The sequence below is a fragment of the Streptosporangium sp. NPDC000563 genome (genome assembly GCF_040299985.1).
Classification (GTDB): Bacteria; Actinomycetota; Actinomycetes; order Streptosporangiales; family Streptosporangiaceae; genus Streptosporangium.
On sequence record NZ_JBEPDA010000001.1, the window covers coordinates 1575258 to 1600651 of the forward strand.

The 25394-nt window shown below is 65.8% G+C and carries 29 protein-coding genes; all 29 read left to right on the forward strand.

Going from position 1 to position 25394, the window contains the following annotated elements:
• Positions 1-429: 429 nt before the first annotated feature.
• On the forward strand, positions 430-3897 hold the full coding sequence (gene rpoB, locus ABT352_RS07505; protein WP_350943260.1) for a DNA-directed RNA polymerase subunit beta: 3468 nt from the start codon (positions 430-432) through the stop codon (positions 3895-3897).
• A gap of 27 nt (positions 3898-3924) precedes the next feature.
• Positions 3925-7812 carry a DNA-directed RNA polymerase subunit beta' gene (locus ABT352_RS07510; protein WP_350943261.1) on the forward strand — a complete coding sequence of 1296 codons (3888 nt, stop codon included), beginning with the start codon at positions 3925-3927 and terminating at the stop codon, positions 7810-7812.
• A 582-nt stretch (positions 7813-8394) separates the two neighbouring features.
• On the forward strand, positions 8395-8766 hold the full coding sequence (rpsL, locus tag ABT352_RS07515) for a 30S ribosomal protein S12 (RefSeq protein WP_012887826.1): 372 nt from the start codon (positions 8395-8397) through the stop codon (positions 8764-8766).
• Positions 8767-8768: 2 nt separating this feature from the next.
• On the forward strand, positions 8769-9239 hold the full coding sequence (rpsG, locus tag ABT352_RS07520) for a 30S ribosomal protein S7 (RefSeq protein WP_350943262.1): 471 nt from the start codon (positions 8769-8771) through the stop codon (positions 9237-9239).
• An 87-nt stretch (positions 9240-9326) separates the two neighbouring features.
• Positions 9327-11375: an elongation factor G gene (fusA, locus tag ABT352_RS07525; RefSeq protein ID WP_389976605.1), complete on the forward strand. Its 2049-nt coding sequence runs from the start codon at positions 9327-9329 to the stop codon at positions 11373-11375.
• Positions 11376-11754: 379 nt separating this feature from the next.
• Positions 11755-12948 (forward strand): elongation factor Tu, encoded by a 1194-nt coding sequence (gene tuf / locus ABT352_RS07530; RefSeq protein ID WP_350943265.1) that lies wholly within the window; start codon positions 11755-11757, stop codon positions 12946-12948.
• A 331-nt stretch (positions 12949-13279) separates the two neighbouring features.
• Entirely contained in the window at positions 13280-13588 is a 309-nt protein-coding gene (gene rpsJ / locus ABT352_RS07535) for a 30S ribosomal protein S10 (RefSeq protein ID WP_030912931.1), read from the forward strand.
• A gap of 14 nt (positions 13589-13602) precedes the next feature.
• Positions 13603-14256 (forward strand): 50S ribosomal protein L3, encoded by a 654-nt coding sequence (gene rplC / locus ABT352_RS07540; RefSeq protein ID WP_329089937.1) that lies wholly within the window; start codon positions 13603-13605, stop codon positions 14254-14256.
• Complete coding sequence (rplD, locus tag ABT352_RS07545) at positions 14253-14900, forward strand: 50S ribosomal protein L4 (RefSeq protein ID WP_350943267.1); 648 nt, start codon at positions 14253-14255, stop codon at positions 14898-14900. Before rplC ends, rplD begins: the two co-directional genes overlap by 4 nt.
• Positions 14900-15202, forward strand: coding sequence for a 50S ribosomal protein L23 (rplW, locus tag ABT352_RS07550; RefSeq protein WP_030912923.1), 303 nt, complete (start codon positions 14900-14902; stop codon positions 15200-15202). The genes rplD and rplW overlap by 1 nt, the downstream gene beginning before the upstream one ends.
• Before the next feature lie 91 nt (positions 15203-15293).
• On the forward strand, positions 15294-16130 hold the full coding sequence (gene rplB / locus ABT352_RS07555) for a 50S ribosomal protein L2 (protein WP_350943268.1): 837 nt from the start codon (positions 15294-15296) through the stop codon (positions 16128-16130).
• A gap of 11 nt (positions 16131-16141) precedes the next feature.
• Positions 16142-16420: a 30S ribosomal protein S19 gene (rpsS, locus tag ABT352_RS07560; protein WP_012887835.1), complete on the forward strand. Its 279-nt coding sequence runs from the start codon at positions 16142-16144 to the stop codon at positions 16418-16420.
• A 96-nt stretch (positions 16421-16516) separates the two neighbouring features.
• Complete coding sequence (gene rplV, locus ABT352_RS07565; RefSeq protein ID WP_030912916.1) at positions 16517-16870, forward strand: 50S ribosomal protein L22; 354 nt, start codon at positions 16517-16519, stop codon at positions 16868-16870.
• Positions 16870-17745, forward strand: coding sequence for a 30S ribosomal protein S3 (gene rpsC / locus ABT352_RS07570; protein ID WP_350943269.1), 876 nt, complete (start codon positions 16870-16872; stop codon positions 17743-17745). Before rplV ends, rpsC begins: the two co-directional genes overlap by 1 nt.
• Positions 17746-17747: 2 nt before the next feature.
• On the forward strand, positions 17748-18167 hold the full coding sequence (rplP, locus tag ABT352_RS07575) for a 50S ribosomal protein L16 (RefSeq protein WP_350943270.1): 420 nt from the start codon (positions 17748-17750) through the stop codon (positions 18165-18167).
• Complete coding sequence (gene rpmC / locus ABT352_RS07580; RefSeq protein ID WP_030912909.1) at positions 18167-18403, forward strand: 50S ribosomal protein L29; 237 nt, start codon at positions 18167-18169, stop codon at positions 18401-18403. The genes rplP and rpmC overlap by 1 nt, the downstream gene beginning before the upstream one ends.
• Complete coding sequence (rpsQ, locus tag ABT352_RS07585; protein ID WP_350943272.1) at positions 18396-18677, forward strand: 30S ribosomal protein S17; 282 nt, start codon at positions 18396-18398, stop codon at positions 18675-18677. Before rpmC ends, rpsQ begins: the two co-directional genes overlap by 8 nt.
• Before the next feature lie 184 nt (positions 18678-18861).
• Positions 18862-19230: a 50S ribosomal protein L14 gene (gene rplN / locus ABT352_RS07590; protein WP_012887841.1), complete on the forward strand. Its 369-nt coding sequence runs from the start codon at positions 18862-18864 to the stop codon at positions 19228-19230.
• Entirely contained in the window at positions 19230-19550 is a 321-nt protein-coding gene (gene rplX / locus ABT352_RS07595; RefSeq protein ID WP_350943274.1) for a 50S ribosomal protein L24, read from the forward strand. The genes rplN and rplX overlap by 1 nt, the downstream gene beginning before the upstream one ends.
• Positions 19550-20128 carry a 50S ribosomal protein L5 gene (gene rplE, locus ABT352_RS07600; RefSeq protein WP_350943275.1) on the forward strand — a complete coding sequence of 193 codons (579 nt, stop codon included), beginning with the start codon at positions 19550-19552 and terminating at the stop codon, positions 20126-20128. Before rplX ends, rplE begins: the two co-directional genes overlap by 1 nt.
• Before the next feature lie 2 nt (positions 20129-20130).
• On the forward strand, positions 20131-20316 hold the full coding sequence (locus tag ABT352_RS07605; protein WP_012887844.1) for a type Z 30S ribosomal protein S14: 186 nt from the start codon (positions 20131-20133) through the stop codon (positions 20314-20316).
• A gap of 146 nt (positions 20317-20462) precedes the next feature.
• Positions 20463-20861: a 30S ribosomal protein S8 gene (gene rpsH / locus ABT352_RS07610; RefSeq protein WP_350943276.1), complete on the forward strand. Its 399-nt coding sequence runs from the start codon at positions 20463-20465 to the stop codon at positions 20859-20861.
• Positions 20862-20878: 17 nt separating this feature from the next.
• Positions 20879-21421 (forward strand): 50S ribosomal protein L6, encoded by a 543-nt coding sequence (gene rplF / locus ABT352_RS07615; protein ID WP_350943277.1) that lies wholly within the window; start codon positions 20879-20881, stop codon positions 21419-21421.
• 2 nt (positions 21422-21423) lie between these two features.
• Positions 21424-21807 carry a 50S ribosomal protein L18 gene (gene rplR / locus ABT352_RS07620; RefSeq protein ID WP_344913778.1) on the forward strand — a complete coding sequence of 128 codons (384 nt, stop codon included), beginning with the start codon at positions 21424-21426 and terminating at the stop codon, positions 21805-21807.
• Between the two features lie 73 nt (positions 21808-21880).
• Complete coding sequence (gene rpsE / locus ABT352_RS07625) at positions 21881-22513, forward strand: 30S ribosomal protein S5 (protein ID WP_329089955.1); 633 nt, start codon at positions 21881-21883, stop codon at positions 22511-22513.
• 3 nt (positions 22514-22516) lie between these two features.
• Positions 22517-22699 (forward strand): 50S ribosomal protein L30, encoded by a 183-nt coding sequence (gene rpmD / locus ABT352_RS07630; RefSeq protein WP_012887849.1) that lies wholly within the window; start codon positions 22517-22519, stop codon positions 22697-22699.
• Positions 22700-22701: 2 nt separating this feature from the next.
• Positions 22702-23157: a 50S ribosomal protein L15 gene (gene rplO, locus ABT352_RS07635; RefSeq protein WP_350943278.1), complete on the forward strand. Its 456-nt coding sequence runs from the start codon at positions 22702-22704 to the stop codon at positions 23155-23157.
• A 179-nt stretch (positions 23158-23336) separates the two neighbouring features.
• Positions 23337-24656, forward strand: coding sequence for a preprotein translocase subunit SecY (gene secY / locus ABT352_RS07640; protein ID WP_350943279.1), 1320 nt, complete (start codon positions 23337-23339; stop codon positions 24654-24656).
• Positions 24656-25306: an adenylate kinase gene (locus ABT352_RS07645; RefSeq protein ID WP_350943280.1), complete on the forward strand. Its 651-nt coding sequence runs from the start codon at positions 24656-24658 to the stop codon at positions 25304-25306. Before secY ends, ABT352_RS07645 begins: the two co-directional genes overlap by 1 nt.
• The last annotated feature ends 88 nt before the right edge of the window (positions 25307-25394 follow it).

The window sequence follows — 25394 nt, forward strand, 5'->3', positions numbered from 1 at the left end:
TATTCAATTGTTAGTAAAGCCTTGGTTTGGGGTGGGTTGGCGGTTGGGTACACCGGCCATGGCAGCGTCGATCGTCGGTCGATCCATCGGCCGGTGTTCGATCCGCCGCGTGACTCAGCGTCAGCCACACCAGGTCGGGCATTGTCTCCGCTGTGGTGGTGTACGCAGGTCGCTCGGTGGGAAAACTCCCAGGGTCTCGGCTGTTTCCCTGCCGAAATGTCGGCTCCCGGGCTTGACGTTTCGGCTCTGACGGGCGATGCTGCGACCAACGTGGAGCTTGCAGCGAGACTGAAGTGGACAGGTGTATGCCGTTCGGCTACACTGCCCCTTTGCGCTGCCCTTTGACGACCCGCTTCTTTTGGTGCTCTGATGCATGGTCGTCTGGCGTGCGTGTAGTCAGTCCGCCGCGAGCCCTCGGAAGGACATCTGTTGGCAGCCTCGCGCAACGCCTCCGCCGTACCCGCCGGTCCCCGTCGTGTGTCTTTCGCACGAATTCAGGAGCCGCTAGAAGTTCCTGACCTTCTCGCTCTTCAGACCGAGTCCTTCGACTGGTTGCTCGGCAACGAGAAGTGGAAGGGGCGGGTCGAGGCGGCTCGCCAGGCCGGGCGCAAGGACGTTCCGGCCCAGTCGGGCCTCGAAGAGATCTTTGAGGAGATCAGTCCCATTGAGGACTTCTCCGGGACCATGTCCCTGTCGTTCCGCGATCACCGGTTCGAGCCGCCCAAGTACTCAGTCGATGAGTGCAAAGACAAGGACATGACCTACTCCGCCCCGATGTTCGTCACGGCGGAGTTCATCAATAACACCACTGGTGAGATCAAGAGCCAGACCGTGTTCATGGGCGACTTCCCGCTCATGACCGGTAAGGGCACGTTCATCATCAACGGCACCGAGCGTGTCGTCGTCTCCCAGCTGGTCCGGTCCCCGGGCGTCTACTTCGACCGCAGTGTCGACAAGACCTCGGACAAGGACCTCTACGGATGCAAGGTGATCCCTTCGCGGGGCGCCTGGCTCGAGTTCGAGATCGACAAGCGCGACAGCGTCGGTGTCCGCATCGACCGCAAGCGCAAGCAGGCCGTCACCGTGCTGCTCAAGGCGCTCGGCTGGACCAGCGACCAGATCCTTGAGCGTTTCGGTCAGTACGAGTCGATGCGCGCCACCCTGGAGAAGGACCACACGGCCGGCCAGGACGACGCTCTGCTCGACATCTACCGCAAGCTGCGCCCGGGCGAGCCCCCGACCAAGGAGTCGGCGCAGACGCTGCTGGAGAACCTGTACTTCAACTCCAAGCGCTACGACCTCGCCAAGGTCGGCCGATACAAGATCAACAAGAAGCTCGGGGTCGACAGCGAGATCACCCAGGGCACGCTCGCCGAGGACGACATCGTCGCCACCATCGAATACATCGTCCGGCTCCACGCCGGCGAGACGGAGATGCCCGGCGCGAACGGTCCGATCGTCGTCGAGACCGACGACATCGACCACTTCGGCAACCGCCGTCTCCGTACGGTGGGCGAGCTCATCCAGAACCAGGTCCGCCTGGGCCTGGCCCGCATGGAGCGCGTCGTCCGCGAGCGGATGACGACCCAGGACGTCGAGGCGATCACGCCGCAGACCCTGATCAACATTCGCCCGGTCGTGGCGTCGATCAAGGAGTTCTTCGGCACCTCCCAGCTGTCCCAGTTCATGGACCAGACCAACCCCCTCGCCGGACTGACGCACAAGCGTCGTCTGTCCGCGCTGGGCCCCGGTGGTCTGTCCCGTGAGCGGGCCGGTTTCGAGGTCCGTGACGTTCACCCGTCGCACTACGGTCGCATGTGCCCGATCGAGACGCCGGAAGGACCGAACATCGGTCTGATCGGCTCGCTGGCCTCCTTCGGCCGGGTCAACTCCTTCGGGTTCGTCGAGACCCCCTACCGCAAGGTCGTCGATGGCCGGGTCACCGACCAGGTCGACTACCTGACCGCGGACGAGGAGGACCGGCACGTCATCGCCCAGGCGAACACGCCCATCGGTTCCGACGGAACGTTCCTCGAGTCGCGCGTGCTCGTCCGCAGGAAGGGCGGGGAGTTCGAGTCCCTGCGCGCCACCGAGGTCGACTACATGGACGTCTCGGCACGCCAGATGGTGTCCGTGGCGACCGCGATGATCCCGTTCCTGGAGCACGACGACGCCAACCGCGCGCTCATGGGCTCCAACATGCAGCGCCAGTCGGTGCCGCTGCTCAAGAGCGAGGCGCCGCTGGTCGGCACCGGCATGGAATACCGTGCCGCGACCGACGCCGGCGACGTCATCACCGCCGACAAGGCGGGCGTGGTCGAGGAGGTCTCCGCCGACTACGTCACGGTGATGAACGACGACGGCACCCGTACGACCTACCGGGTCGCCAAGTTCAAGCGTTCCAACCAGGGCACCTGCTTCAACCAGAAGCCGATCGTCGCCGAAGGCGACCGGATCGAGGTGAACCAGGTCGTCGCCGACGGTCCCTGCACCGACGAGGGCGAGATGGCCCTGGGCAAGAACCTCCTCGTGGCGTTCATGCCGTGGGAGGGCCACAACTACGAGGACGCGATCATCCTCTCCCAGCGTCTGGTGCAGGACGACGTCCTGTCCTCGATCCACATCGAGGAGCACGAGGTCGACGCCCGTGACACCAAGCTGGGCCCCGAGGAGATCACCCGGGACATCCCGAACGTCTCCGAGGAGGTCCTGGCCGACCTCGACGAGCGCGGCATCATCCGCATCGGCGCCGAGGTCGTCCCCGGCGACATCCTTGTCGGAAAGGTCACGCCCAAGGGCGAGACCGAGCTGACCCCCGAGGAGCGCCTGCTGCGCGCGATCTTCGGTGAGAAGGCCCGCGAGGTCCGTGACACCTCACTGAAGGTGCCGCACGGTGAGCAGGGCAAGGTCATCGGGGTGCGCGTGTTCAGCCGCGAGGAGGGCGACGAGCTCCCCCCCGGCGTCAACGAGCTGGTCCGCGTCTACGTGGCCCAGAAGCGTAAGATCACCGACGGCGACAAGCTGGCCGGCCGGCACGGCAACAAGGGCGTCATCTCCAAGATCCTCCCGGTCGAGGACATGCCGTTCCTTGAGGACGGCACGGCCGTCGACATCATCCTCAACCCCCTGGGCGTGCCCGGCCGAATGAACGTCGGCCAGGTGCTGGAGACCCACCTCGGGTGGATCGCCGCCAGAGGATGGGACATCAGCGGCATCCAGGAGGCGTGGGCCGAGCGGCTGCGCGACAAGGGCTTCGCCGAGGTCGACCCGCGCACCAACATGGCCACGCCGGTGTTCGACGGTGCCAACGAGGAAGAGATCATCGGTCTGCTCGACAACACCCTGGTCAACAGGGACGGCGGGCGGATGGTCGGCGCGAACGGAAAGGCCCAGCTGTTCGACGGCCGTTCCGGGGAGCCGTTCCCGCACCCGATCTCGGTCGGCTACATCTACATCCTGAAGCTGCTCCACCTGGTCGACGACAAGATCCACGCTCGCTCGACCGGTCCGTACTCCATGATCACCCAGCAGCCGCTCGGCGGTAAGGCCCAGTTCGGTGGCCAGCGCTTCGGTGAGATGGAGGTCTGGGCGCTGGAGGCGTACGGTGCCGCCTACGCCCTGCAGGAGCTGCTCACCATCAAGTCCGACGACGTCCTCGGCCGCGTGAAGGTCTACGAGGCGATCGTCAAGGGCGAGAACATTCCCGAGCCGGGCATCCCGGAGTCGTTCAAGGTGCTCATCAAGGAAATGCAGTCGCTGTGCCTGAACGTCGAGGTGCTCTCCAGCGACGGCATGTCCATCGAGATGCGCGACACCGACGAGGACGTCTTCCGCGCCGCGGAAGAGCTCGGCATCGACCTGTCCCGGCGTGAGCCGAGCAGCGTCGAAGAGGTCTGATCTAGAAGCTGAGGAGGGGATTACATAGTGCTCGACGTCAACTTCTTCGACGAGCTTCGGATCGGCCTCGCGACCGCCGACGATATCCGCCAGTGGTCGCACGGCGAGGTGAAGAAGCCGGAGACCATCAACTACCGGACGCTCAAGCCCGAGAAGGACGGACTCTTCTGCGAGAAGATCTTCGGTCCGACTCGCGACTGGGAGTGCTACTGCGGTAAGTACAAGCGCGTCCGCTTCAAGGGCATCATCTGTGAGCGCTGTGGCGTCGAGGTGACCCGCGCCAAGGTGCGTCGTGAGCGGATGGGCCACATCGAGCTGGCCGCGCCCGTCACGCACATCTGGTACTTCAAGGGTGTCCCGTCCCGGCTGGGATACCTGCTCGACCTGGCCCCGAAGGACCTTGAGAAGGTCATCTACTTCGCGGCCTACATGATCACGCACGTCGACAAGGAAATGCGCGAGCGTGACCTGCCGTCGCTGGAGGCGAAGATCTCCGTCGAGCGGCAGCACATCGAGCAGCGTCGTGACGCCGACATCGAGGCTCGCCAGCGCAAGCTGGAGAGCGACCTGGCCGAGCTTGAGGCCGCGGGCGCCAAGGGCGACCAGCGCCGCAAGGTCCGGGAGGGCGCCGAGCGTGAGATGCGGCAGCTGCGCGACCGGGCCCAGCGCGAGCTGGACCGGCTGGACGAGGTCTGGAGCCGCTTCAAGAACCTCAAGGTCCAGGACCTTGAGGGCGACGAGCTGCTCTACCGCGAGATGCGCGACCGTTTCGGCCGCTACTTCCGCGGCGGCATGGGCGCCCAGGCGATCCAGGAGCGTCTGACCAACTTCGACCTCGCTCTTGAGGCCGAGAACCTGCGCGAGACGATCCGCAGCGGCAAGGGCCAGAAGAAGGCCCGCGCGCTCAAGCGTCTCAAGGTCGTGTCGGCGTTCCTGAACACCCGCAACTCGCCCAACGGGATGGTCCTCGACTGCATCCCGGTCATCCCGCCGGACCTGCGCCCGATGGTGCAGCTCGACGGTGGCCGGTTCGCGACCTCGGACCTGAACGACCTGTACCGCCGGGTGATCAACCGGAACAACCGCCTCAAGCGACTTCTCGACCTCGGCGCCCCCGAGATCATCGTGAACAACGAGAAGCGGATGCTCCAGGAGGCCGTCGACGCGCTGTTCGACAACGGCCGCCGTGGCCGCCCGGTCACCGGTCCCGGCAACCGCCCCCTGAAGTCCCTCAGCGACATGCTGAAGGGCAAGCAGGGCCGGTTCCGCCAGAACCTGCTGGGCAAGCGAGTCGACTACTCCGGCCGTTCGGTCATCGTCGTCGGCCCGCAGCTGAAGCTGCACCAGTGCGGTCTGCCCAAGCAGATGGCCCTGGAGCTCTTCAAGCCGTTCGTGATGAAGCGCCTGGTCGACCTGAACCACGCGCAGAACATCAAGTCGGCCAAGCGGATGGTCGAGCGTGCCCGGCCGGTCGTGTGGGACGTCCTCGAAGAGGTCATCACCGAGCACCCCGTGCTGCTCAACCGCGCGCCGACCCTGCACCGCCTGGGCATCCAGGCCTTCGAGCCGCAGCTGGTCGAGGGCAAGGCCATCCAGATCCACCCGCTCGTCTGCACCGCGTTCAACGCGGACTTCGACGGTGACCAGATGGCCGTGCACCTGCCGCTGTCGGCCGAGGCGCAGGCCGAGGCCCGCATCCTGATGCTGTCGACGAACAACATCCTCAAGCCGGCCGACGGCAAGCCCGTGACCATGCCCACCCAGGACATGATCATCGGTCTTTACTCGCTGACCACGCTCAAGGACGAGGACGAGAACGGTGTCGGCAAGGGCCGGGTCTTCGGCTCGGTGTCGGAGGCGCTCATGGCCTTCGACCGCCGCGAGCTGGACATCCAGTCGCTGATCCAGATCCGGATGAAGGGAGACGTCCCGCCGCCCCGCGGCTGGGCCGCTCCCGAGGGCTGGGAGGCGGGTGACAGCTACCGCCTGGAGACCACCCTGGGTCGTTGCCTGTTCAACCAGACCCTGCCGGCGAACTACCCGTACGTGAACTCGCAGGTCGGCAAGAAGCAGCTCTCGGTCATCGTGAACGAGCTCGCCGAGAAGTACCCCAAGGTCGAGGTCGCCGCGGCGCTCGACGCCCTCAAGGACGCCGGTTTCTACTGGGCGACCAGGGCCGGTGTGACGATCTCCATCGAGGACGTCATCGCGCCGCCGAACAAGGCCGACATCATGGAGACGTACGAGCGCAGGGCCGACAAGGTCCAGCGTGAGTACGAGCGCGGTCTGATCACGGACGAGGAGCGCCGTCAGGAGCTCATCGAGATCTGGACGCACGCGACCAGTGACGTGACCGACGACATGCAGAAGGCGTTCCCGAAGACCAACCCGGTCTGGATGATGGTCCAGTCGGGCGCCCGAGGAAACCTGATGCAGGTCCGGCAGATCTCCGGCATCCGTGGCCTGGTGTCCAACACCAAGGGTGAGACGATCCCGCGTCCGATCAAGGCCTCGTTCCGCGAGGGTCTGTCGGTGCTGGAGTACTTCATCTCCACCCACGGTCAGCGGAAGGGTCTGGCGGACACCGCGCTGCGGACCGCCGACTCGGGTTACCTGACCCGTCGTCTGGTGGACGTCGCGCAGGACGTCATCGTCCGCGAGATCGACTGCGGCACCGACCGTGGCGTCCCGCTGCACGTGGCCGACCGCGACGCCCAGGGCAACCTGGTCAAGGCGGAGAACGCCGAGAGCAACGTGCACGGCCGCATCCTCGCCGAGGACGTGGAGGTGGACGGCAAGATCATCGCGCCGATGGGTGTCGACATCAACGACATCCACGTCACCGCGCTGGTCGAGGCCGGGGTGGAGACCGTCAGGACCCGCAGCGCCCTCGTCTGCGAGGCCAAGATCGGTGTCTGCGCCACCTGCTACGGCCGTTCGCTCGCGACCGGCAAGCTCGTGGACGTCGGCGAGGCGGTCGGCATCATCGCCGCCCAGTCGATCGGCGAGCCCGGCACCCAGCTGACGATGCGGACCTTCCACACCGGTGGTGTGGCGGGCGCCGACATCACCCACGGTCTGCCCCGTGTGCAGGAGCTCTTCGAGGCGCGCGTCCCCAAGGGCGTCGCCCCGATCAGCGAGGCCGAGGGCCGGGTCCGCATCGACGAGACCGACAAGACCCGGAAGATCGTGATCGTCCCGGACGACGGTTCCGAGGAGGTCGCGTACCCCGTGTCGATGCGGTCGCGCATGCTCGTCTCCGACGGGCAGCGCGTCACGGTCGGCCAGCAGCTGATCGCCGGTGCGGTCAACCCCAACGAGGTGCTGCGCATCCTCGGCCCCCGGGCCGTGCAGCTGCACCTTGTGGCGGAGGTCCAGCAGGTGTACCGCTCGCAGGGTGTGTCGATCCACGACAAGCACATCGAGATCATCGTGCGGCAGATGCTCAAGCGCGTGAACGTGCTGGAGTCCGGCGACGCCGACATGCTGCCCGGTGAGCTCGTCGAGCGGCCGCGCTTCGAGCGGATCAACCGCGAGTGCGTGGCGGAGGGCGGCACGCCGGCCTCCGGACGCCCGGTGCTGATGGGCATCACCAAGGCCTCGCTCGCCACCGAGTCCTGGCTGTCCGCGGCGTCCTTCCAGGAGACGACCCGAGTGCTCACCGACGCGGCGATCCACGCCAAGTCGGACTCGCTGCTCGGTCTCAAGGAGAACGTCATCATCGGAAAGCTCATCCCGGCCGGTACGGGCATGCCCCAGTACCGCAACATCCGGGTCGAGCCCACCGAGGAGGCGAAGGCCGCCATGTACACCGTCGGCGGCTACGACGGCTCCGCGGCCGACTACACCTTCGGTTCGGGCTCCGGCGAGGCCGTGCCGCTGGAGGAGTACGACTTCGGTCAGTACAACCGCTGAACGGCACGACCGCTGAGCGGTCGCTGACGGCAGAGTGATCGCAGACGGCGCCCGGTCCCCTTCAAGGGGGCCGGGCGCCGTCGCTTTCCCTCCGGTACCGTCGCCTTTCCTGCCCGCTGACCCGATAGCTGGGGATGTGGACCTTTCTTGACCGGAATGTTGCGGCGAAAGCCACACGTTAATGCGGAGAACGGCCGGAGAAGTGCTTCGCGCCGGGTAAACTCGACACGGACCCGGAAGCGGTCGGTCGGAAACCGATCGCGGGAGTCATGACACGAACGCCGACGCCTGGCGAGTGCAGCCGTTTTGACGTGTTGCGTTGGGCTGGGTAGTCTTTCCCTTCGTGCCCATGTCTTCATGGGTCTTCATGCGTGCGCGTCGCCAGTTTCCCGATGAGGGGTCGGCAGAGGCGCCGTATGGCCTCCTCCACCGGACCGGCCTTAACCGGGATGTGGCGCGAAACTTACGCGACACGCCCGACCGCGTGGGTCGGAGGGGATGAAAGAACCGCAGGTCATGACACCGGCAGCACCTGCAAAATGCACCACATTCGAATTACCGGCTAGCACGAACGGAGACGCGGTGCCCACGATTCAGCAGCTGGTCCGCAAGGGCCGCCAGGACAAGGTCACAAAGACCAAGACTCCGGCGCTCAAGGCCAGCCCTCAGCGACGCGGCACCTGCATGCGCGTTTACACCACGACCCCGAAGAAGCCGAACTCCGCGCTCCGCAAGGTCGCGCGTGTCCGGCTCACCAACGGCATCGAGGTCACGGCCTACATCCCCGGTGTCGGCCACAACCTCCAGGAGCACTCCATCGTGCTCGTCCGTGGTGGCCGTGTGAAGGACCTGCCGGGTGTTCGCTACAAGATCATCCGCGGCTCGCTCGACACCCAGGGTGTCCGTAACCGCAAGCAGGCCCGTAGCCGTTACGGCGCGAAGAAGGAGAAGTAAGAATGCCTCGCAAGGGTTCTCCTGGCCGTCGTCAGCTCATGGCTGACCCGGTTCACAACTCGCCCCTGGTCACCGCGCTCATCAACAAGGTGCTCCTGGACGGCAAGCGCTCCATCGCCCAGTCCATCGTGTACGGCGCTCTCGAAGGCGCCAAGGAGAAGACCGGCAACGACCCGGTCGTCACCCTGAAGCGCGCGCTGGACAACGTCAAGCCCACCCTTGAGGTCCGCAGCCGCCGTGTCGGTGGCGCGACCTACCAGGTCCCGGTCGAGGTGCGCGCGACGCGTAGCACCACCCTGGCCCTGCGCTGGCTGGTGCAGTACTCCCGCGCCCGCCGCGAGAAGACCATGACCGAGCGCCTCATGAACGAACTGCTCGACGCCAGCAACGGCCTCGGCGCAAGCGTCAAGAAGCGCGAGGACACCCACAAGATGGCCGAGTCCAACAAGGCCTTCGCCCACTACCGCTGGTAACAGCGGGTTCGACGAGACGACGAGGACGCGAGAGAAGTGGCCACCACGACCGCTCTTGACCTGGCCAAGGTCCGTAATATCGGGATCATGGCCCACATCGACGCGGGCAAGACCACGACGACCGAACGCATCCTGTTCTACACCGGTATCAACTACAAGATCGGTGAGGTCCACGAGGGCGCAGCCACGATGGACTGGATGGAGCAGGAGCAGGAGCGTGGTATCACCATCACCTCCGCTGCCACGACCTGCGAATGGCTCGGCCACACGATCAACATCATCGACACGCCGGGCCACGTGGACTTCACGATCGAGGTGGAGCGCTCGCTCCGCGTCCTCGACGGTGCCGTCGCCGTGTTCGACGGCGTCGCCGGTGTCGAGCCGCAGTCCGAGACGGTCTGGCGTCAGGCCGACCGCTACGAAGTGCCCCGGATCTGCTTCGTCAACAAGCTGGACCGGGTCGGCGCGGAGTTCCACCGCTGCGTCGACATGATGATCAGCCGCCTGAACGCGACCCCCGCGGTGCTTCAGCTTCCCTGGGGCGTCGAGGCCGACTTCAAGGGCGTCATCGACCTGGTCAAGATGAAGGGTCTGCTCTGGAGCGCCGAGGCGGCCAAGGGCGAGATGTACGAGGTCGTCGACATCCCGGCCGAGCACGCCGAGGCCGCTCGCGAGTGGCGTGACAAGCTCATCGAGACGGTCTCCGAGAACGACGACGAGTTGATGGAGCTCTTCCTGGAGGGCGTCGAGCCCACCGAGGAGCAGCTGGTCGCGGCCATCCGCCGCGCGACGCTGGCCAGCGCCATCAACCCGGTCCTGACCGGCACCGCGTTCAAGAACAAGGGCATTCAGCCCCTGCTCGACGCGATCGTCGCCTACCTTCCCGCCCCGATCGACATCCCGGCCTTCAAGGGCCACGCGGTCGGCAAGGAAGACGAGGTCATCGAGCGTCACGCGGACGTGAACGAGCCGTTCTCCGCGCTCGCCTTCAAGATCATGAGCGACCAGCACCTCGGCCGCCTCACCTACATCCGCATCTACTCGGGCACGCTCGAGACCGGCACCGCGGTGACCAACTCGGTGAAGGGCCGCAAGGAGCGGATCGGCAAGATCTACCAGATGCACGCCAACAAGCGCGAAGAGCGCGCGTCGGCCGTGGCCGGTCAGATCGTCGCCGTGATGGGTCTGAAGGACACCACCACCGGTGACACCCTGTCGGACCCGGCTCACCCCGTGGTCCTGGAGTCGATGAACTTCCCGGCGCCGGTCATCAGCGTCGCCATCGAGCCCAAGACCAAGGGTGACCAGGAGAAGCTGGGCACCGCGATCCAGCGTCTGGCCGAAGAGGACCCGTCCTTCCAGGTCCGTCGTGACGACGAGACCGGGCAGACGGTCATCTGGGGTATGGGCGAGCTCCACCTGGAGATCCTCGTCGACCGGATGCGCCGCGAGTTCAAGGTCGAGGCCAACATCGGCCGGCCTCAGGTGGCCTACCGGGAGACCATCCGCCGCAAGGTGGAGAAGGTCGACTACGTCCACAAGAAGCAGACCGGTGGTTCCGGCCAGTTCGCCAAGGTCATCATCGACATTGAGCCGCTGGGCGAGGGCAACGACGGTTACGAGTTCTCGAACAAGGTCTCCGGTGGCCGCATCCCGAGGGAGTACATCCCCTCGGTCGACGCGGGCGCCCAGGAGGCGGCCGAGTTCGGTGTTCTCGCCGGATACCCCATGGTCGGGGTCAAGGTCACCCTGCAGGACGGTGCCTACCACGAGGTGGACTCGTCCGAAATGGCCTTCAAGATCGCTGGCTCGATGGCCTTCAAGGAGGCCGCGCGCAAGGCGGACGCCGTAATCCTGGAGCCGATGATGGCCGTTGAGGTCACCACGCCCGAGGACTACATGGGTGATGTCATCGGTGACCTCAACGGTCGCCGCGGGCAGATCCAGGCGATGGACGAGCGCTCCGGCGCCCGGATCATCAAGGCGCTCGTGCCGCTCTCTGAGATGTTCGGCTACGTGGGAGACCTCCGTAGCAAGACGCAGGGGCGTGCGAGCTACAGCATGCAATTCGACTCCTACGCCGAAGTGCCCGCGCACATCGCCAAGGAGATCGTCGCGAAGGTGCGGGGCGAGTAAGTCCAGCACCATTCCGGGTGTGGGAGGCGAGGAGATCGTCACCCCGCTACCGGAGGGGTGCGGGGCGAGTAAGTCCAGCACCATTCCGGGTGTGGGAGGCGAGGAGATCGTCACCCCGCTACCGGAGGGGTGCGGGGCGAGCAGGCCCCAGCACCATTCCGGGTGTGGGAGGCGAGGAGATCGTCACCCCGCTACCGGAGGGGTGCGGGGCGAGCAGGCCCCAGCGCTGTTCCGGGTGTGGGAGGCGAGGAGATCGTCGCCCCGCCACCGGAGGGGTGCGGGGCGAGAGCTTTCTCGCCGGCCGGTTCCGAGAGGGACCGGCCTCCCCAATCCCGAATATGAAGACGCAAGTCACGTCAGAATCTCTAAGGAGAGAGCAGTGGCCAAGGCCAAGTTCGAGCGGACCAAGCCGCACGTAAACATCGGCACCATTGGGCACATCGACCACGGCAAGACCACTCTGACCGCGGCGATCACCAAGGTGCTCCACGAGCGTTTCCCGAACCTCAACGAGGCGACCCCGTTCGACAAGATCGACAAGGCGCCCGAGGAGAAGGCTCGTGGTATCACGATCTCCATCGCGCACGTCGAGTACCAGACCGAGAAGCGCCACTACGCCCACGTGGACTGCCCCGGTCACGCCGACTACGTGAAGAACATGATCACCGGTGCGGCTCAGATGGACGGCGCGATCCTCGTGGTCGCCGCCACCGACGGCCCGATGCCGCAGACGAAGGAGCACGTCCTCCTGGCCCGCCAGGTCGGCGTCCCCTACATCGTCGTCGCCCTCAACAAGTCCGACATGGTGGACGACGAGGAGATCCTGGAGCTCGTCGAGCTCGAGGTCCGCGAGCTTCTCTCGGCCCAGGAGTTCCCCGGCGACGACCTGCCGGTCGTCCGCGTCTCGGCGCTGAAGGCGCTTGAGGGCGACACCAAGTGGGGCGACTCGATCATCGAGCTCATGACCGCCGTGGACGAGAACGTCCCCGAGCCGACCCGTGAGACCGAGAAGCCGTTCCTCATGCCGATCGAGGACGTCTTCTCGATCACCGGTCGCGGTACGGTCGTCACCGGCCGTATCGAGCGCGGTATCGTCAAGGTCAACGAGACCGTCGACATCATCGGCATCAAGGAGACCAAGACCACCACCACGGTCACCGGTGTCGAGATGTTCCGCAAGCTCCTCGACGAGGGTCAGGCGGGTGACAACGTCGGTCTGCTCCTGCGCGGCATCAAGCGCGAGGACGTCGAGCGCGGCCAGTGCATCATCAAGCCGGGCACGACCACCCCGCACACCGAGTTCGAGGCCCAGGTCTACATCCTGAGCAAGGACGAGGGCGGCCGCCACACCCCGTTCTTCAACAACTACCGCCCGCAGTTCTACTTCCGTACGACCGACGTGACCGGCGTGGTGAACCTCCCCGAGGGCACCGAGATGGTCATGCCCGGCGACAACACGGAGATGAACGTCGCGCTGATCCAGCCCATCGCGATGGAGGACGGTCTCAAGTTCGCCATCCGTGAGGGTGGCCGCACCGTCGGTGCGGGTCGAGTGACCAAGATCATCAAGTAGTACGATCGCGGAGTGGCGGTCGGCCCCCGAAACAGGGCCGACCGCCTCACCACGAGGGGGCCGTGCCGCAGGGCGCGAACCCCGGCAGGACCCCACGAACCGTGATCTCGCAGTTGGTTCGGCCGAAGGATGACCGAACTCACTGCCAGATCACGGAAGAAAGCGCGGACTCACAGCGTCTGCTACGTGGGGCATGTGCGGAGACGCCGCCCCAGGGCGAGACGTGCTCCGGCACGACGTGGCGGGACCGTCCAGATGGGCCGGCCACGACATAGCGGCAACAGGCCGCACGTAACTTTTTCAGACGACAGTGAAGGACACCGAGGCCATTATGGCGGGACAGAAGATCCGCATTCGGCTCAAGGCCTATGACCACGAGGTCATCGACGTCTCGGCCAAGAAGATCGTCGAGACGGTGACAAGGACTGGCGCCAAGGTCGCGGGCCCGGTGCCGCTGCCGACCGAGAAGAACGTGTACTGCGTCATCCGCTCGCCGCACAAGTACAAGGACAGCCGCGAGCACTTTGAGATGCGCACGCACAAGCGGCTGATTGACATCATCGACCCGACGCCGAAGACGGTCGACTCGCTCATGCGACTCGACCTTCCCGCCGGCGTTGACATCTCGATCAAGCTCTGAGGGAACGCACTGACATGGCTAACAAGATCAAGGGCGTCCTGGGCAAGAAGCTCGGCATGACCCAGGTCTTCGACGCGGACAACCGGATGGTCCCGGTGACCGTCGTCGAGGCTGGCCCGTGCGTCGTGACCCGCGTCCGCACCGCCGAGAAGGACGGCTACACCGCCGTTCAGCTGGGCTTCGGCCAGGTCGACCCGCGGAAGGTCAACAAGCCGCTCGGCGACTACCTGCGCAAGCACGACATCACCCCGCGCCGTTACTTCGCGGAGATCCGCACCGACGACGCGAGCGACTACACCCTGGGCCAGGAGCTCCTCGCCGACACCTTCGAGGCCGGCCAGTTCGTCGACGTGACGGGCAAGAGCAAGGGCAAGGGCTTCGCGGGTGTCATGAAGCGCCACGGCTTCAAGGGTCTGGGCGCCTCGCACGGTACGCAGCGCAAGCACCGCTCGCCCGGTTCCATCGGTGGCTGCGCCACCCCCGGCCGCGTCTTCAAGGGCGTGCGCATGGCGGGCCGGATGGGCAACGTCCGCACGACCGTCCAGAGCCTCAAGGTTCACGCCGTGGACGCCGAGAAGGGCCTCATCCTGATCAAGGGTGCGATCCCCGGCGCCAACGGCAGCCTGGTCCTGGTCCGCACCGCCGCCAAGAAGGGGGCTGCCAAGTGAGCACCATTGACGTCCTCGACGTACGCGGTGAGAAGGCCGGCACCGTCGACCTGCCGGAGGACATCTTCGGCACGAAGGTCAACATCCCGCTGATCCACCAGGTCGTCGTGGCCCAGCTCGCCGCTCGCCGGCAGGGCACCCACAAGGCGAAGACCCGCGGTGAGGTCCGAGGCGGCGGCAAGAAGCCGTACCGCCAGAAGGGCACCGGCCGCGCCCGCCAGGGTTCGACCCGCGCCCCGCAGTTCACCGGTGGTGGCACCGTCCACGGCCCGGTTCCGCGGGACTACTCGCAGAAGACTCCCAAGAAGATGAAGGCCGCCGCCCTGCGCGCGGCCCTGTCCGACCGGGCGACCGGCGGCCGCGTTCACGTGGTCAGCGGTCTGGTCGAGGGGGAGACCCCGAAGACCAAGGCGGCTCTTGAGTCGCTTCGCAGGCTCACCAAGGCCCGCAGCGTCCTGGTCGTCGTCGACGAGGGTGACGAGCTCAGCTGGCTGAGCCTGCGCAACGCTCCCGAGGTCCACCTCCTGGACGCCGGGCAGCTCAACACCTACGACGTGCTCTGCTACGACGACGTCGTCTTCACTCAGGACGCGTACGACCAGACCGTGGCGCGTCTGAGCAAGAGCGGGAAGGAAGACGCCTGATGGAGAAGATCGCCGACCCGCGCGACATCATCATCAAGCCGGTTGTCTCCGAGAAGAGCTACGGCCTGATCGACGAGCACAACAAGTACACGTTCCTGGTGCGGAAGACGGCCAACAAGACGCAGGTCAAGATCGCCGTTGAGAAGATCTTCGGTGTCAAGGTCGCCAGCGTCAACACCATCAACCGCCAGGGCAAGCGCAAGCGGACCAGGTTCGGCTACGGCCAGCGCCCGGCCACCAAGCGAGCCATCGTCAGCCTGGTCGAGGGTGACCGGATTGACATCTTCGGCCAGATCGGCTGACGCGCTCGCTCAGTAAGTACAGGGAGAAAGCCCCTCGCCGTCTGGCGAGGGGCATTCGACCGGATTAACCGACGAAGGATGAACGAAAAAGATGGGCATCCGTAAACTCAAGCCGACGACCCCGGGTCGCCGCGGCGCCAGCGTCTCGGACTTCGCCGAGATCACGCGCAGCACGCCCGAGAAGTCGCTGCTTGCACCCCTGCACAGCAAGGGTGGCCGTAACGTCCACGGCCGAGTCACCACCCGTCACCAGGGTGGTGGCCACAAGCGCGCCTACCGGATCATCGATTTCCGGCGTCACGACAAGGACGGGATCCCGGCCAAGGTCGCTCACATCGAGTACGACCCGAACCGCACGTCCCGCATCGCGCTGCTGCACTACGCCGACGGGGAGAAGCGCTACATCCTCTGCCCGACCGGCCTCAAGCAGGGCGACCACATCGAGAACGGCCCCACGGCCGACATCAAGCCGGGCAACTGCCTCCCGCTGCGCAACATCCCGACCGGTACCTTCATCCACGCGGTGGAGCTCCGTCCGGGCGGTGGCGCCAAGCTGGGCCGGTCCGCCGGCGCGCAGATCCAGCTCCTCGCCAAGGAGGGCCAGTACGCCACGCTGCGTATGCCCTCCGGTGAGATGCGCCAGGTCGATGTCCGCTGCCGGGCCTCGATCGGCCAGGTCGGCAACGCCGAGCAGGCCAACATCAACTGGGGCAAGGCCGGACGCATGCGGTGGAAGGGCAAGCGCCCCACCGTCCGCGGTGTCGCGATGAACCCGGTCGACCACCCGCACGGTGGTGGTGAGGGTAAGACCTCCGGCGGTCGTCACCCCGTCAACCCCAAGGGCAAGCCCGAGGGACGTACCCGTGCGGCGAACAAGGCCAGCGACCGGCTGATCATCCGCCGTCGTACCAAGCGGAAGAAGCGGTAGGAGCAGCCAAAATGCCACGTAGCCTTAAGAAGGGTCCCTTCGTGGACGACCACCTTCAGAAGAAGGTGGATGTCCAGAACGAGAAGGGCACCAAGAACGTCATCAAGACGTGGTCGCGGCGCTCCATGATCGTGCCCGACATGCTTGGTCACACGATCGCCGTTCACGACGGCCGCAAGCACGTCCCGGTGTTCGTCACCGAGTCGATGATCGGCCACAAGCTGGGTGAGTTCGCTCCCACGCGAACCTTCCGCAGCCACGTCAAGGAAGACCGCCGCAGCCGGCGATAAGCGCCTCAGGAAGAGGACGTCGAGCCGAGAACGATCGGAAGCGATCGTCACGGGTGAGACGGACTCGACCAAAACGAAGGGTAAGAGGAGTAAGCGATGGAAGCCAGGGCTCAGGCGCGGTTCGCGCGCCACACGCCCATGAAGGCCCGCCGTGTGGTGGACCTCATTCGCGGGCTGCCCGCTTCGGAGGCGCAGGCCGTGCTGCAGTTCGCTCCCCAGTCGGCGAGCGAGACCGTGTACAAGGTGCTTTCGAGCGCCATTGCCAACGCGGAGCACAATTTCAAGCTCGACCGTGACACGCTCTTCGTGAGCCGTGCCTGGGTCGACGAGGGCCCGACGCTGAAGCGGTTTCGTCCCCGTGCTCAGGGTCGTGCCTATCGGATCAACAAGCGGACCAGCCACATCACCGTGATCGTGGAGTCCCGCGAGCCGAAGGGGAGGACCCGCTAGTGGGTCAGAAGGTTAACCCGCACGGGTTCCGCCTCGGCATCACGACCGACTTCAAGAGCCGGTGGTATGCCGACAAGCTCTACAAGTCGTACGTTGCCGAGGATGTGGCGATCCGCCGCATGCTCAAGAAGGGCATGGAGCGGGCCGGCATCTCCAAGGTGGAGATCGAGCGGACCACCGACCGGGTACAGGTCGACATTCACACCGCCCGTCCGGGCATCGTCATCGGCCGCCGCGGCGCCGAGGCGGACCGGATCCGCGGTGACCTCGAGAAGCTGACCAAGAAGCAGGTCCAGCTGAACATCCTCGAGGTCAAGAACCCTGAGATCGACGCTCAGCTCGTCGCCCAGGGTGTGGCCGAGCAGCTGTCCAGCCGTGTCTCGTTCCGCCGTGCCATGCGCAAGGCGATGCAGTCGGCGATGAAGAGCGGTGCCAAGGGCATCCGGGTGCAGTGCTCCGGCCGTCTCGGTGGCGCCGAGATGTCCCGTTCGGAGTTCTACCGCGAGGGCCGCGTGCCCCTGCACACCCTCCGCGCGGACATCGACTACGGCCTGTACGAGGCCCGCACCACCTTCGGTCGCATCGGCGTGAAGGTGTGGATCTACAAGGGTGAGGCTCCGACCAGCCGCGCCGAGCGCGAGGCGGCCGCCGCCGGTGCTCGCGCGGGCCAGCGCCGTGACCGCGACGACCGTCGTGGCCCCGGTGCCGGTGGCGGCGACCGTCCCCGTCGTGGCGCCGGTGGCGCCCGTCGTGGTGCCGGTGCCGGCCGCGGTGACCGCGCTTCGGGTGGCTCCGCCGCCCCCAGGACCGAGGCGGCCTCGCAGGCCGCCCCCGAGACCGGCCCGGCTGCGCAGCCGGGTGCTGAAGGGAGCTGACCATGCTGATCCCGCGCAGGGTCAAGCACCGCAAGCAGCACCGGCCCGACCGTCACGGCGCCGCCAAGGGTGGCACCAGGGTCGTGTTCGGCGAGTTCGGCATTCAGGCGATTGAGCACTCCTACGTGACCAACCGTCAGATCGAGTCGGCTCGTATCGCGATGACCCGTCACATCAAGCGTGGCGGAAAGGTCTGGATCAACATCTATCCGGACCGCCCCCTCACCAAGAAGCCCGCCGAGACCCGCATGGGTTCCGGTAAGGGTTCGCCGGAGTGGTGGGTCGCGAACGTCAAGCCCGGTCGCATCATGTTCGAGCTGTCGGGTGTCGCCGAGCCGGTGGCTCGCGAAGCCCTGCGTCGTGCGATGCACAAGCTGCCGATGAAGTGCCGGTTCGTCAAGCGTGAAGTGGGTGAGGCGTGATGGCTAAGGGCCTGACCGCCGGTGAGCTGCGGGTGGAAGACCAGGACACCCTGGTCACGAAGCTGAAGGAAGCCAAGGAGGAGCTGTTCAACCTCCGCTTCCAGGCAGCGACCGGCCAGTTGGAGAGCCACGGGCGGCTGCGCGCCGTCCGCCGCGAGATCGCCCGTATCTACACGGTGATGCGCGAGCGGGAGCTCGGAATCGTCACGGTAGAGAAGGAGTCGATCGATGGCTGAGGCCACGGAAACCACGACCGAGGCGCGGAACTACCGCAAGACCCGTGAGGGTCTGGTCGTCAGTGACAAGATGGACAAGACTGTCGTGGTCGCTGTCGAGGACCGCGTGAAGCACCCCCTGTACGGCAAGGTCATCCGCAGGACGACCAAGTACAAGGCGCACGACGAGGCCAACACCTGCGGTGTCGGCGACCGCGTTCTCCTGATGGAGACCCGGCCGCTGTCCGCCAGCAAGCGCTGGCGCGTCATCGAGATCCTCGAGAAGGCCAAGTAGACAACGCGCCTCGTGGGGGGTGACACCGTCACCCCCCATGATGGCGTCCAAGGGGGCGAAGCGATCTTCGCCCCGCCTGCGACGGCGGTCCGCGAGGGCTGTCGCCGGAGGAAAAAGACCAGCAGGTTCCGCAAGGCTCACCCGAAACCACGGGTGAGAACCGGCGAGACAAACAGGAGTTCAAGTGATCCAGCAGGAGTCGCGGCTCAAGGTCGCCGACAACACCGGTGCGAAGGAAGTCCTTTGCATCCGTGTTCTCGGTGGCTCGGGCCGACGTTACGCGGGAATCGGCGACATCATCGTCGCCACGGTCAAGGACGCCATCCCGGGCGGCACCGTGAAGAAGGGCGATGTGGTCAAGGCCGTCATCGTCCGCACTGTCAAGGAGCGCCGCCGGCCCGACGGCTCCTACATCCGCTTCGACGAGAACGCCGCCGTCATCATCAAGGACAGTGGCGACCCCCGGGGCACCCGCATCTTCGGTCCCGTCGGACGTGAGCTGCGTGACAAGAAGTTCATGCGGATCATCTCGCTCGCGCCGGAGGTGTTGTAATGCCGAAGCTTCATGTGAAGAAGGGTGACCTCGTCCTGGTCATCGCCGGCAAGGACAAGGGTGCCAAGGGTCGTGTGATCGCCGCCCACCCGCGTGACGAGCGCGTGGTGGTCGAGGGCGTCAACATGGTCAAGAAGCACAGCAAGGAGACCAACCAGGGTCCGCGCGGTGCCAAGGCCGGTGGCGTGCAGACCATGGAGGCTCCCATCCACGTGAGCAACGTCAAGAAGCTCAAGGATGAGAAGCCTTCCAAGGACGACAAGCCCGCCAAGAAGGAGTCGGCCAAGGCCGCTTCCGAGGAGACGGGTGAGGACAACTGATGACCGCGAACACCACCGAGACCGAACAGCGGGCCCTCCCGCGCCTCAAGCAGCGCTACCGCGAAGAGATCATCGCGAAGCTGAACGAGCAGTTCGAGTTCGAGAACATCATGCTGGTGCCCACCATCACCAAGATCAAGGTGAACATGGGTGTCGGCGAGGCCGCGCGCGACTCGAAGCTCATCGAAGGCGCCGTCCGCGACCTCACCGTGATCACCGGTCAGAAGCCGGCGGTCGTCCGCGCCCGCAAGTCCATCGCCCAGTTCAAGCTGCGCGAGGGCATGCCGATCGGTGCGCACGTCACGCTGCGCGGTGACCGGATGTGGGAGTTCCTCGACCGGCTGCTCTCGCTGGCGCTGCCCCGTATCCGTGACTTCCGCGGTCTGTCGCCCAAGCAGTTCGACGGCAACGGCAACTACACCTTCGGTCTCACCGAGCAGGTCATGTTCCACGAGATCGACCAGGACAAGGTCGACCGCCAGCGTGGTATGGACATCACCGTCGTGACCACCGCTAAGACCGACGACCAGGGCCGGGCACTGCTGAAGCAGCTCGGCTTCCCCTTCAAGGAGGCCTGATCATGGCGAAGACGTCGCTCAAGGTCAAGGCTGCTCGCAAGGCCAAGTTCGAGGTCCGGGCGTACACTCGGTGCTCGCGCTGTGGTCGTCCCCGCGCCGTCTACAGGAAGTTCGGCCTGTGCCGCATCTGCTTCCGCGAGATGGCGCACCGGGGCGAGCTGCCCGGCATCACCAAGTCGAGCTGGTAGCCCTCCGCGCGGCCCCGTGAGCGATCACGGGCCCGCGCGAGGCACCGGCCGCACATAGAAGTCGTATTCACCGGGCGCCGCCTACAGGCGCCCACGACCGCACCGTAGGTCCCCTGTGGAAACCGCGGTGAGGAAGGCCACCGGCCATGACGATGACCGACCCGATCGCAGACATGCTGACGCGTCTGCGAAACGCGAACTCGGCGTACCACGACAGCGTGGCGATGCCGTACTCGAAGATCAAGGCGCACATCGCCGAGATCCTCCAGCAGGAGGGTTACATCCAGTCCTGGAGCGTCGAAGACGCCAAGGTCGGAAAGAACCTCGTGGTGGAGCTGAAGTTCGGGCCGACCCGTGAGCGTTCCCTCTCGGGTCTGCGCCGGGTCTCCAAGCCCGGCCTGCGGGTCTATGCAAAGAAGGACAACCTGCCCCGAGTCCTGGGTGGACTGGGCGTCGCGATCATCTCGACGTCCGGCGGCCTCATGACGGACAAGCAGGCCGGCAAGCGTGGAGTGGGCGGGGAAGTCCTCGCCTTCGTTTGGTAGAGGGGAGAACGAACAGCATGTCAAGAATCGGACGGCTGCCCATCCCCGTACCGAACGGAGTGGACGTCGCCATCGACGGCCGGGACGTCACGGTCAAGGGCCCCAAGGGCACGCTTTCACACACGGTCGCGGAACCCATCGCGATCGCCAAGGGTGACGACGGCAATCTGTCCGTCACCCGTCCCAACGACGAGAACAAGGTCCGTGCGCTGCACGGCCTGTCTCGCACCCTGGTCGCCAACATGGTGACCGGTGTCACCCAGGGTTACTCGAAGACCCTGGAGATCGTGGGCGTCGGTTACCGCGTGCAGGCCAAGAGCCCGACTCAGCTCGAGTTCGCTCTCGGCTTCAGCCACCCGGTGATCGTCGACGCCCCCGAGGGTGTCACCTTCCGCGTCGAGAAGCCGACGCTGTTCCACGTGGACGGCATCGACAAGCAGAAGGTCGGCGAGATCGCCGCGAACATCCGCAAGTTGCGCAAGCCCGACCCTTACAAGGGCAAGGGCGTGCGCTACCAGGGTGAAGTTATCCGCCGCAAGGTCGGAAAGGCTGGTAAGTAGGCATGGCTGGCAAGACTGCGTTCGGCAAGCACACGGCCGCCCGCGCCGTCTCGCGGGCCCGCCGCCACGGCCGAGTCCGCAAGAAGGTGGCCGGTACGGCCACACGTCCGCGCCTGGTCGTCAACCGGTCCACGAAGCACCTCTTCGTGCAGATCGTCGACGACACCCAGGGCCACACGCTGGTGAGCGCGTCCACCATGGACGCCTCCCTGCGCTCGGCGGAGGGCGCCAAGACCGACAAGGCCAAGCAGGTCGGCGAGCTTCTCGCTCAGCGGGCCAAGGCAGCCGGGATCACCGCGGTCGTGTTCGACCGGGGTGGCAATCGCTACGCGGGCCGCATCGCGGCGCTGGCAGACAGCGCTCGCGAAGGCGGACTGGAGTTCTGATGACTCCGTCCCAGGATCGCAATCCAGGATCGCACCCGATGGCCCGTCTTACGAATGAGAAGAGGAACCACTAATGGCCGGAGCTCCGCGTCGCGGTGGCGCCGCCGGTGGCGAGCGGCGTGACGGTCGTCGTGACGATCGCCGCGGTGGAAACGCTGACAAGGGCGTCTCGTACATCGAGCGCGTTGTGAAGATCAACCGAGTGGCCAAGGTCGTGAAGGGTGGTCGTCGCTTCAGCTTCACCGCCCTCGTCATCGTCGGTGACGGCAACGGCATGGTCGGTGTCGGCTACGGCAAGGCCAAGGAGGTGCCCGCGGCGATCGCCAAGGGTGTCGAAGAGGCCAAGAAGCACTTCTTCAAGGTGCCCCGTATCCAGGGCACCATCCCGCACATCGTGCAGGGTGAGGAGGCGGCGGGCGTCGTCTTCCTCCGCCCGGCCTCGCCCGGTACCGGCGTCATCGCCGGTGGTCCGGTGCGCGCCGTGCTGGAGTGCGCCGGCATTCACGACGTGCTGTCCAAGTCGCTCGGCTCGGACAACCCGATCAACATCGTGCACGCCACCGTGGCGGCCCTGAAGGGCCTCAGCCGCCCCGAGGAGATCGCGGCCCGCCGCGGCCTCCCGATCGAGGACGTCGCCCCCAAGAGGATGCTCAAGGCTCGCGCCGAGGGCCTCGCGGAGGCCGCGGCCGCGAAGGCGGTGAGCTAGTCCATGGCACGCCTGAAGATTACCCAGGTCCGTTCCAAGATCGGTGGCAAGCAGAACCAGCGTGACTCGCTGCGCTCGCTCGGTCTGAAGCGAATCGGCGATGTCGTCGTCAAGGAGGACCGCCCGGAGATCCGCGGCATGGTCACCGTGGTGACGCACCTCGTCACCGTGGAAGAGGTCGACTAGACATGGCAGAGAACACTCCGCTCCGCATCCACCACCTGCGTCCGGCTCCCGGCGCCAACAAGTCGAAGGTCCGCAAGGGCCGCGGCGAGGCGTCCAAGGGCAAGACCGCGGGTCGTGGCACCAAGGGCACGAGGGCCAGGAACACGGTCCCCCTCGGTTTCGAGGGTGGCCAGGTTCCGCTGCAGCGGCGCCTGCCCAAGTTCAAGGGCTTCTCCAACGCCCTGTTCAAGACGACCTACCAGGTCGTCAACCTTGACAAGCTCGGCGAGCTGTTCCCCGAGGGTGGCGACGTCACCGTCGACACGCTCGTCGCGAAGGGCGCGGTTCGCAAGAACCAACTCGTCAAGGTTCTGGGAACCGGTGACATCTCCGTGGCGTTGAACGTGGAGGCGCATGCCTTCTCGGCCAGCGCCAAGGATAAGATCGCCGCGGCCGGGGGCTCCGTCTCCGAGCTGTAGGCGTTATCATCACGCGGCGCGGGGGCTCGTAATGGGCTCCCGCGCCCGTAGTGCGTTAGAGTTCGCTGGACAGTGGGCCTCGACTCATTTCCTTGGGCTCATTGACTGGATATGGCAAAGATGGAACACCCCCGCACCATCGCTGACCGACCTCGCCTTTCAGGCGCGCAGGAGGGACCGTGCTGACCGCATTTACCCGAGCGTTCCGTACGCCGGACCTGCGTAAGAAGCTGCTCTTCACTTTGGGCATCATCGCGCTGTTCCGACTTGGGTCGGTCCTGCCGACTCCGGGTGTGCATACCGAGAACATCAGCCGTTGTCTCACCCAGGCGCAAGCGGGGGACGCGGGCAACATCTACGGAATGGTGCAGCTGTTCAGCGGCGGCGCCCTTCTGAAACTTTCAGTTTTCGCCCTCGGCATCATGCCGTACATCACCGCGAGCATCATTCTTCAGCTGCTCGTCGTGGTCATTCCGCGACTGGAAGCCCTCAAGAAGGAGGGACAGTCCGGGCAGACCAAGATCACGCAGTACACCCGCTACCTCACGGTCGGCCTGGCGGTCCTGCAGTCGACCGCCTTCGTGGCGCTCGCCCGCAGCGGCCAGCTCTTCCCGCAGTGCCGCGAGGAGATCCTTCTCGACAAGGACAACGTCTTCGCCATCGTCACGATGGTGCTGACCATGACCGCCGGCACCGCCGTCGTCATGTGGCTGGGCGAGCTCATCACCGATCGCGGTATCGGCAACGGCATGTCCATCCTGATCTTCACGCAGGTCATCGCGGTCTTCCCGTCCGAGCTGCTGAACATCGCCCGCCAGAAGGGTGGCTTCGTCTTCGGCGTGGTCATCGTGGTCGGTATCGCGATGATCGCCCTGGTCGTGATGGTGGAGCAGGCACAGCGCCGGATCCCGGTGCAGTACGCCAAGCGCATGGTCGGCCGCAGAATGTACGGCGGGACGTCGACCTACATCCCGCTCAAGGTCAACCAGGCCGGCATCATCCCGGTCATCTTCGCCTCCTCGCTGCTCTACCTCCCGCAGCTGATCACCACGCTCTTCTCGAACACCCAGGAAGAGCCGCACCCGATCATCCAGTGGATCTCGCAGGAGTTCGGCGGTGGCGGGACCACCCCGACGTACATGATCACCTTCTTCCTGCTCATCGTCTTCTTCACGTACTTCTACGTGTCGATTACCTTCAACCCCGTTGAAGTCGCCGACAACATGAAGAAGTACGGTGGGTTCATCCCGGGTATCCGCCCGGGTCGCCCGACGGCCGAGTACTTGAACTACGTGCTCACGCGACTCACCGCTCCAGGCGCGCTGTATCTGGGCCTGATCTCCATGGTGCCGATCGTCGCGCTGGCGCTCGTCGGCGCGAGTCAGAACTTCCCGTTCGGAGGAACGAGCATTCTGATCATGGTTGGTGTCGGCCTCGACACCGTGAAGCAGATCGAGAGCCAGTTGCAGCAGCGTAATTATGAAGGCTTCCTGAAGTAGTGCGCCTCGTCCTGGTCGGGCCCCCCGGAGCGGGTAAGGGGACACAGGCCCAGTTCGTCGCATCGAACCTGTCGATCCCGAAGATTTCGACAGGTGACATCTTCCGCGCCAACGTCTCGGGCGGCACGGAGCTCGGCAAGCTTGCCAAGGAATACATGGACCGCGGTGACCTCGTGCCCGACGAGGTCACCATCGCGATGGTCCGCGACCGCCTCGCCGAGAACGACGCGCAGGACGGCTTCCTGCTCGACGGCTTCCCCAGGAACGTGCCCCAGGCCGAGATCCTGAAGAAGATGCTCGCCGAGTTCCAGGTCGGTCTGGACATCGTCCTGGAGCTCGTGGTCGACGACGAGGAGGTCGTCCGCAGGCTCGCGGGCCGCCGGACCTGCAGCCAGTGCGGCCGCATCTGGCACGTCGACTTCGATGACAAGAAGGACGACATCTGCGACGCCTGTGAGGGCCGGCTGTACCAGCGGGACGACGACAAGGAGGAGACCGTCAGGCACCGCCTGGAGGTCTACCAGGAGCAGACGGCGCCCCTGGTCTCCTTCTACGCCGACGAGGGCATCCTGGTCGGGGTCGACGCCACGGGGCCGGTGGAAGAGGTCACCCAGCGCGCGATGGAGGCCCTGAGGCCCTTCATCGGCTAGCGACCCCTTCGCTGGCCGGCCGAACGACGGCACGGTGCACACCACCCATGGGTTTCCCATGGGTGGTGTGCTGTCATTTAGGGCAGAA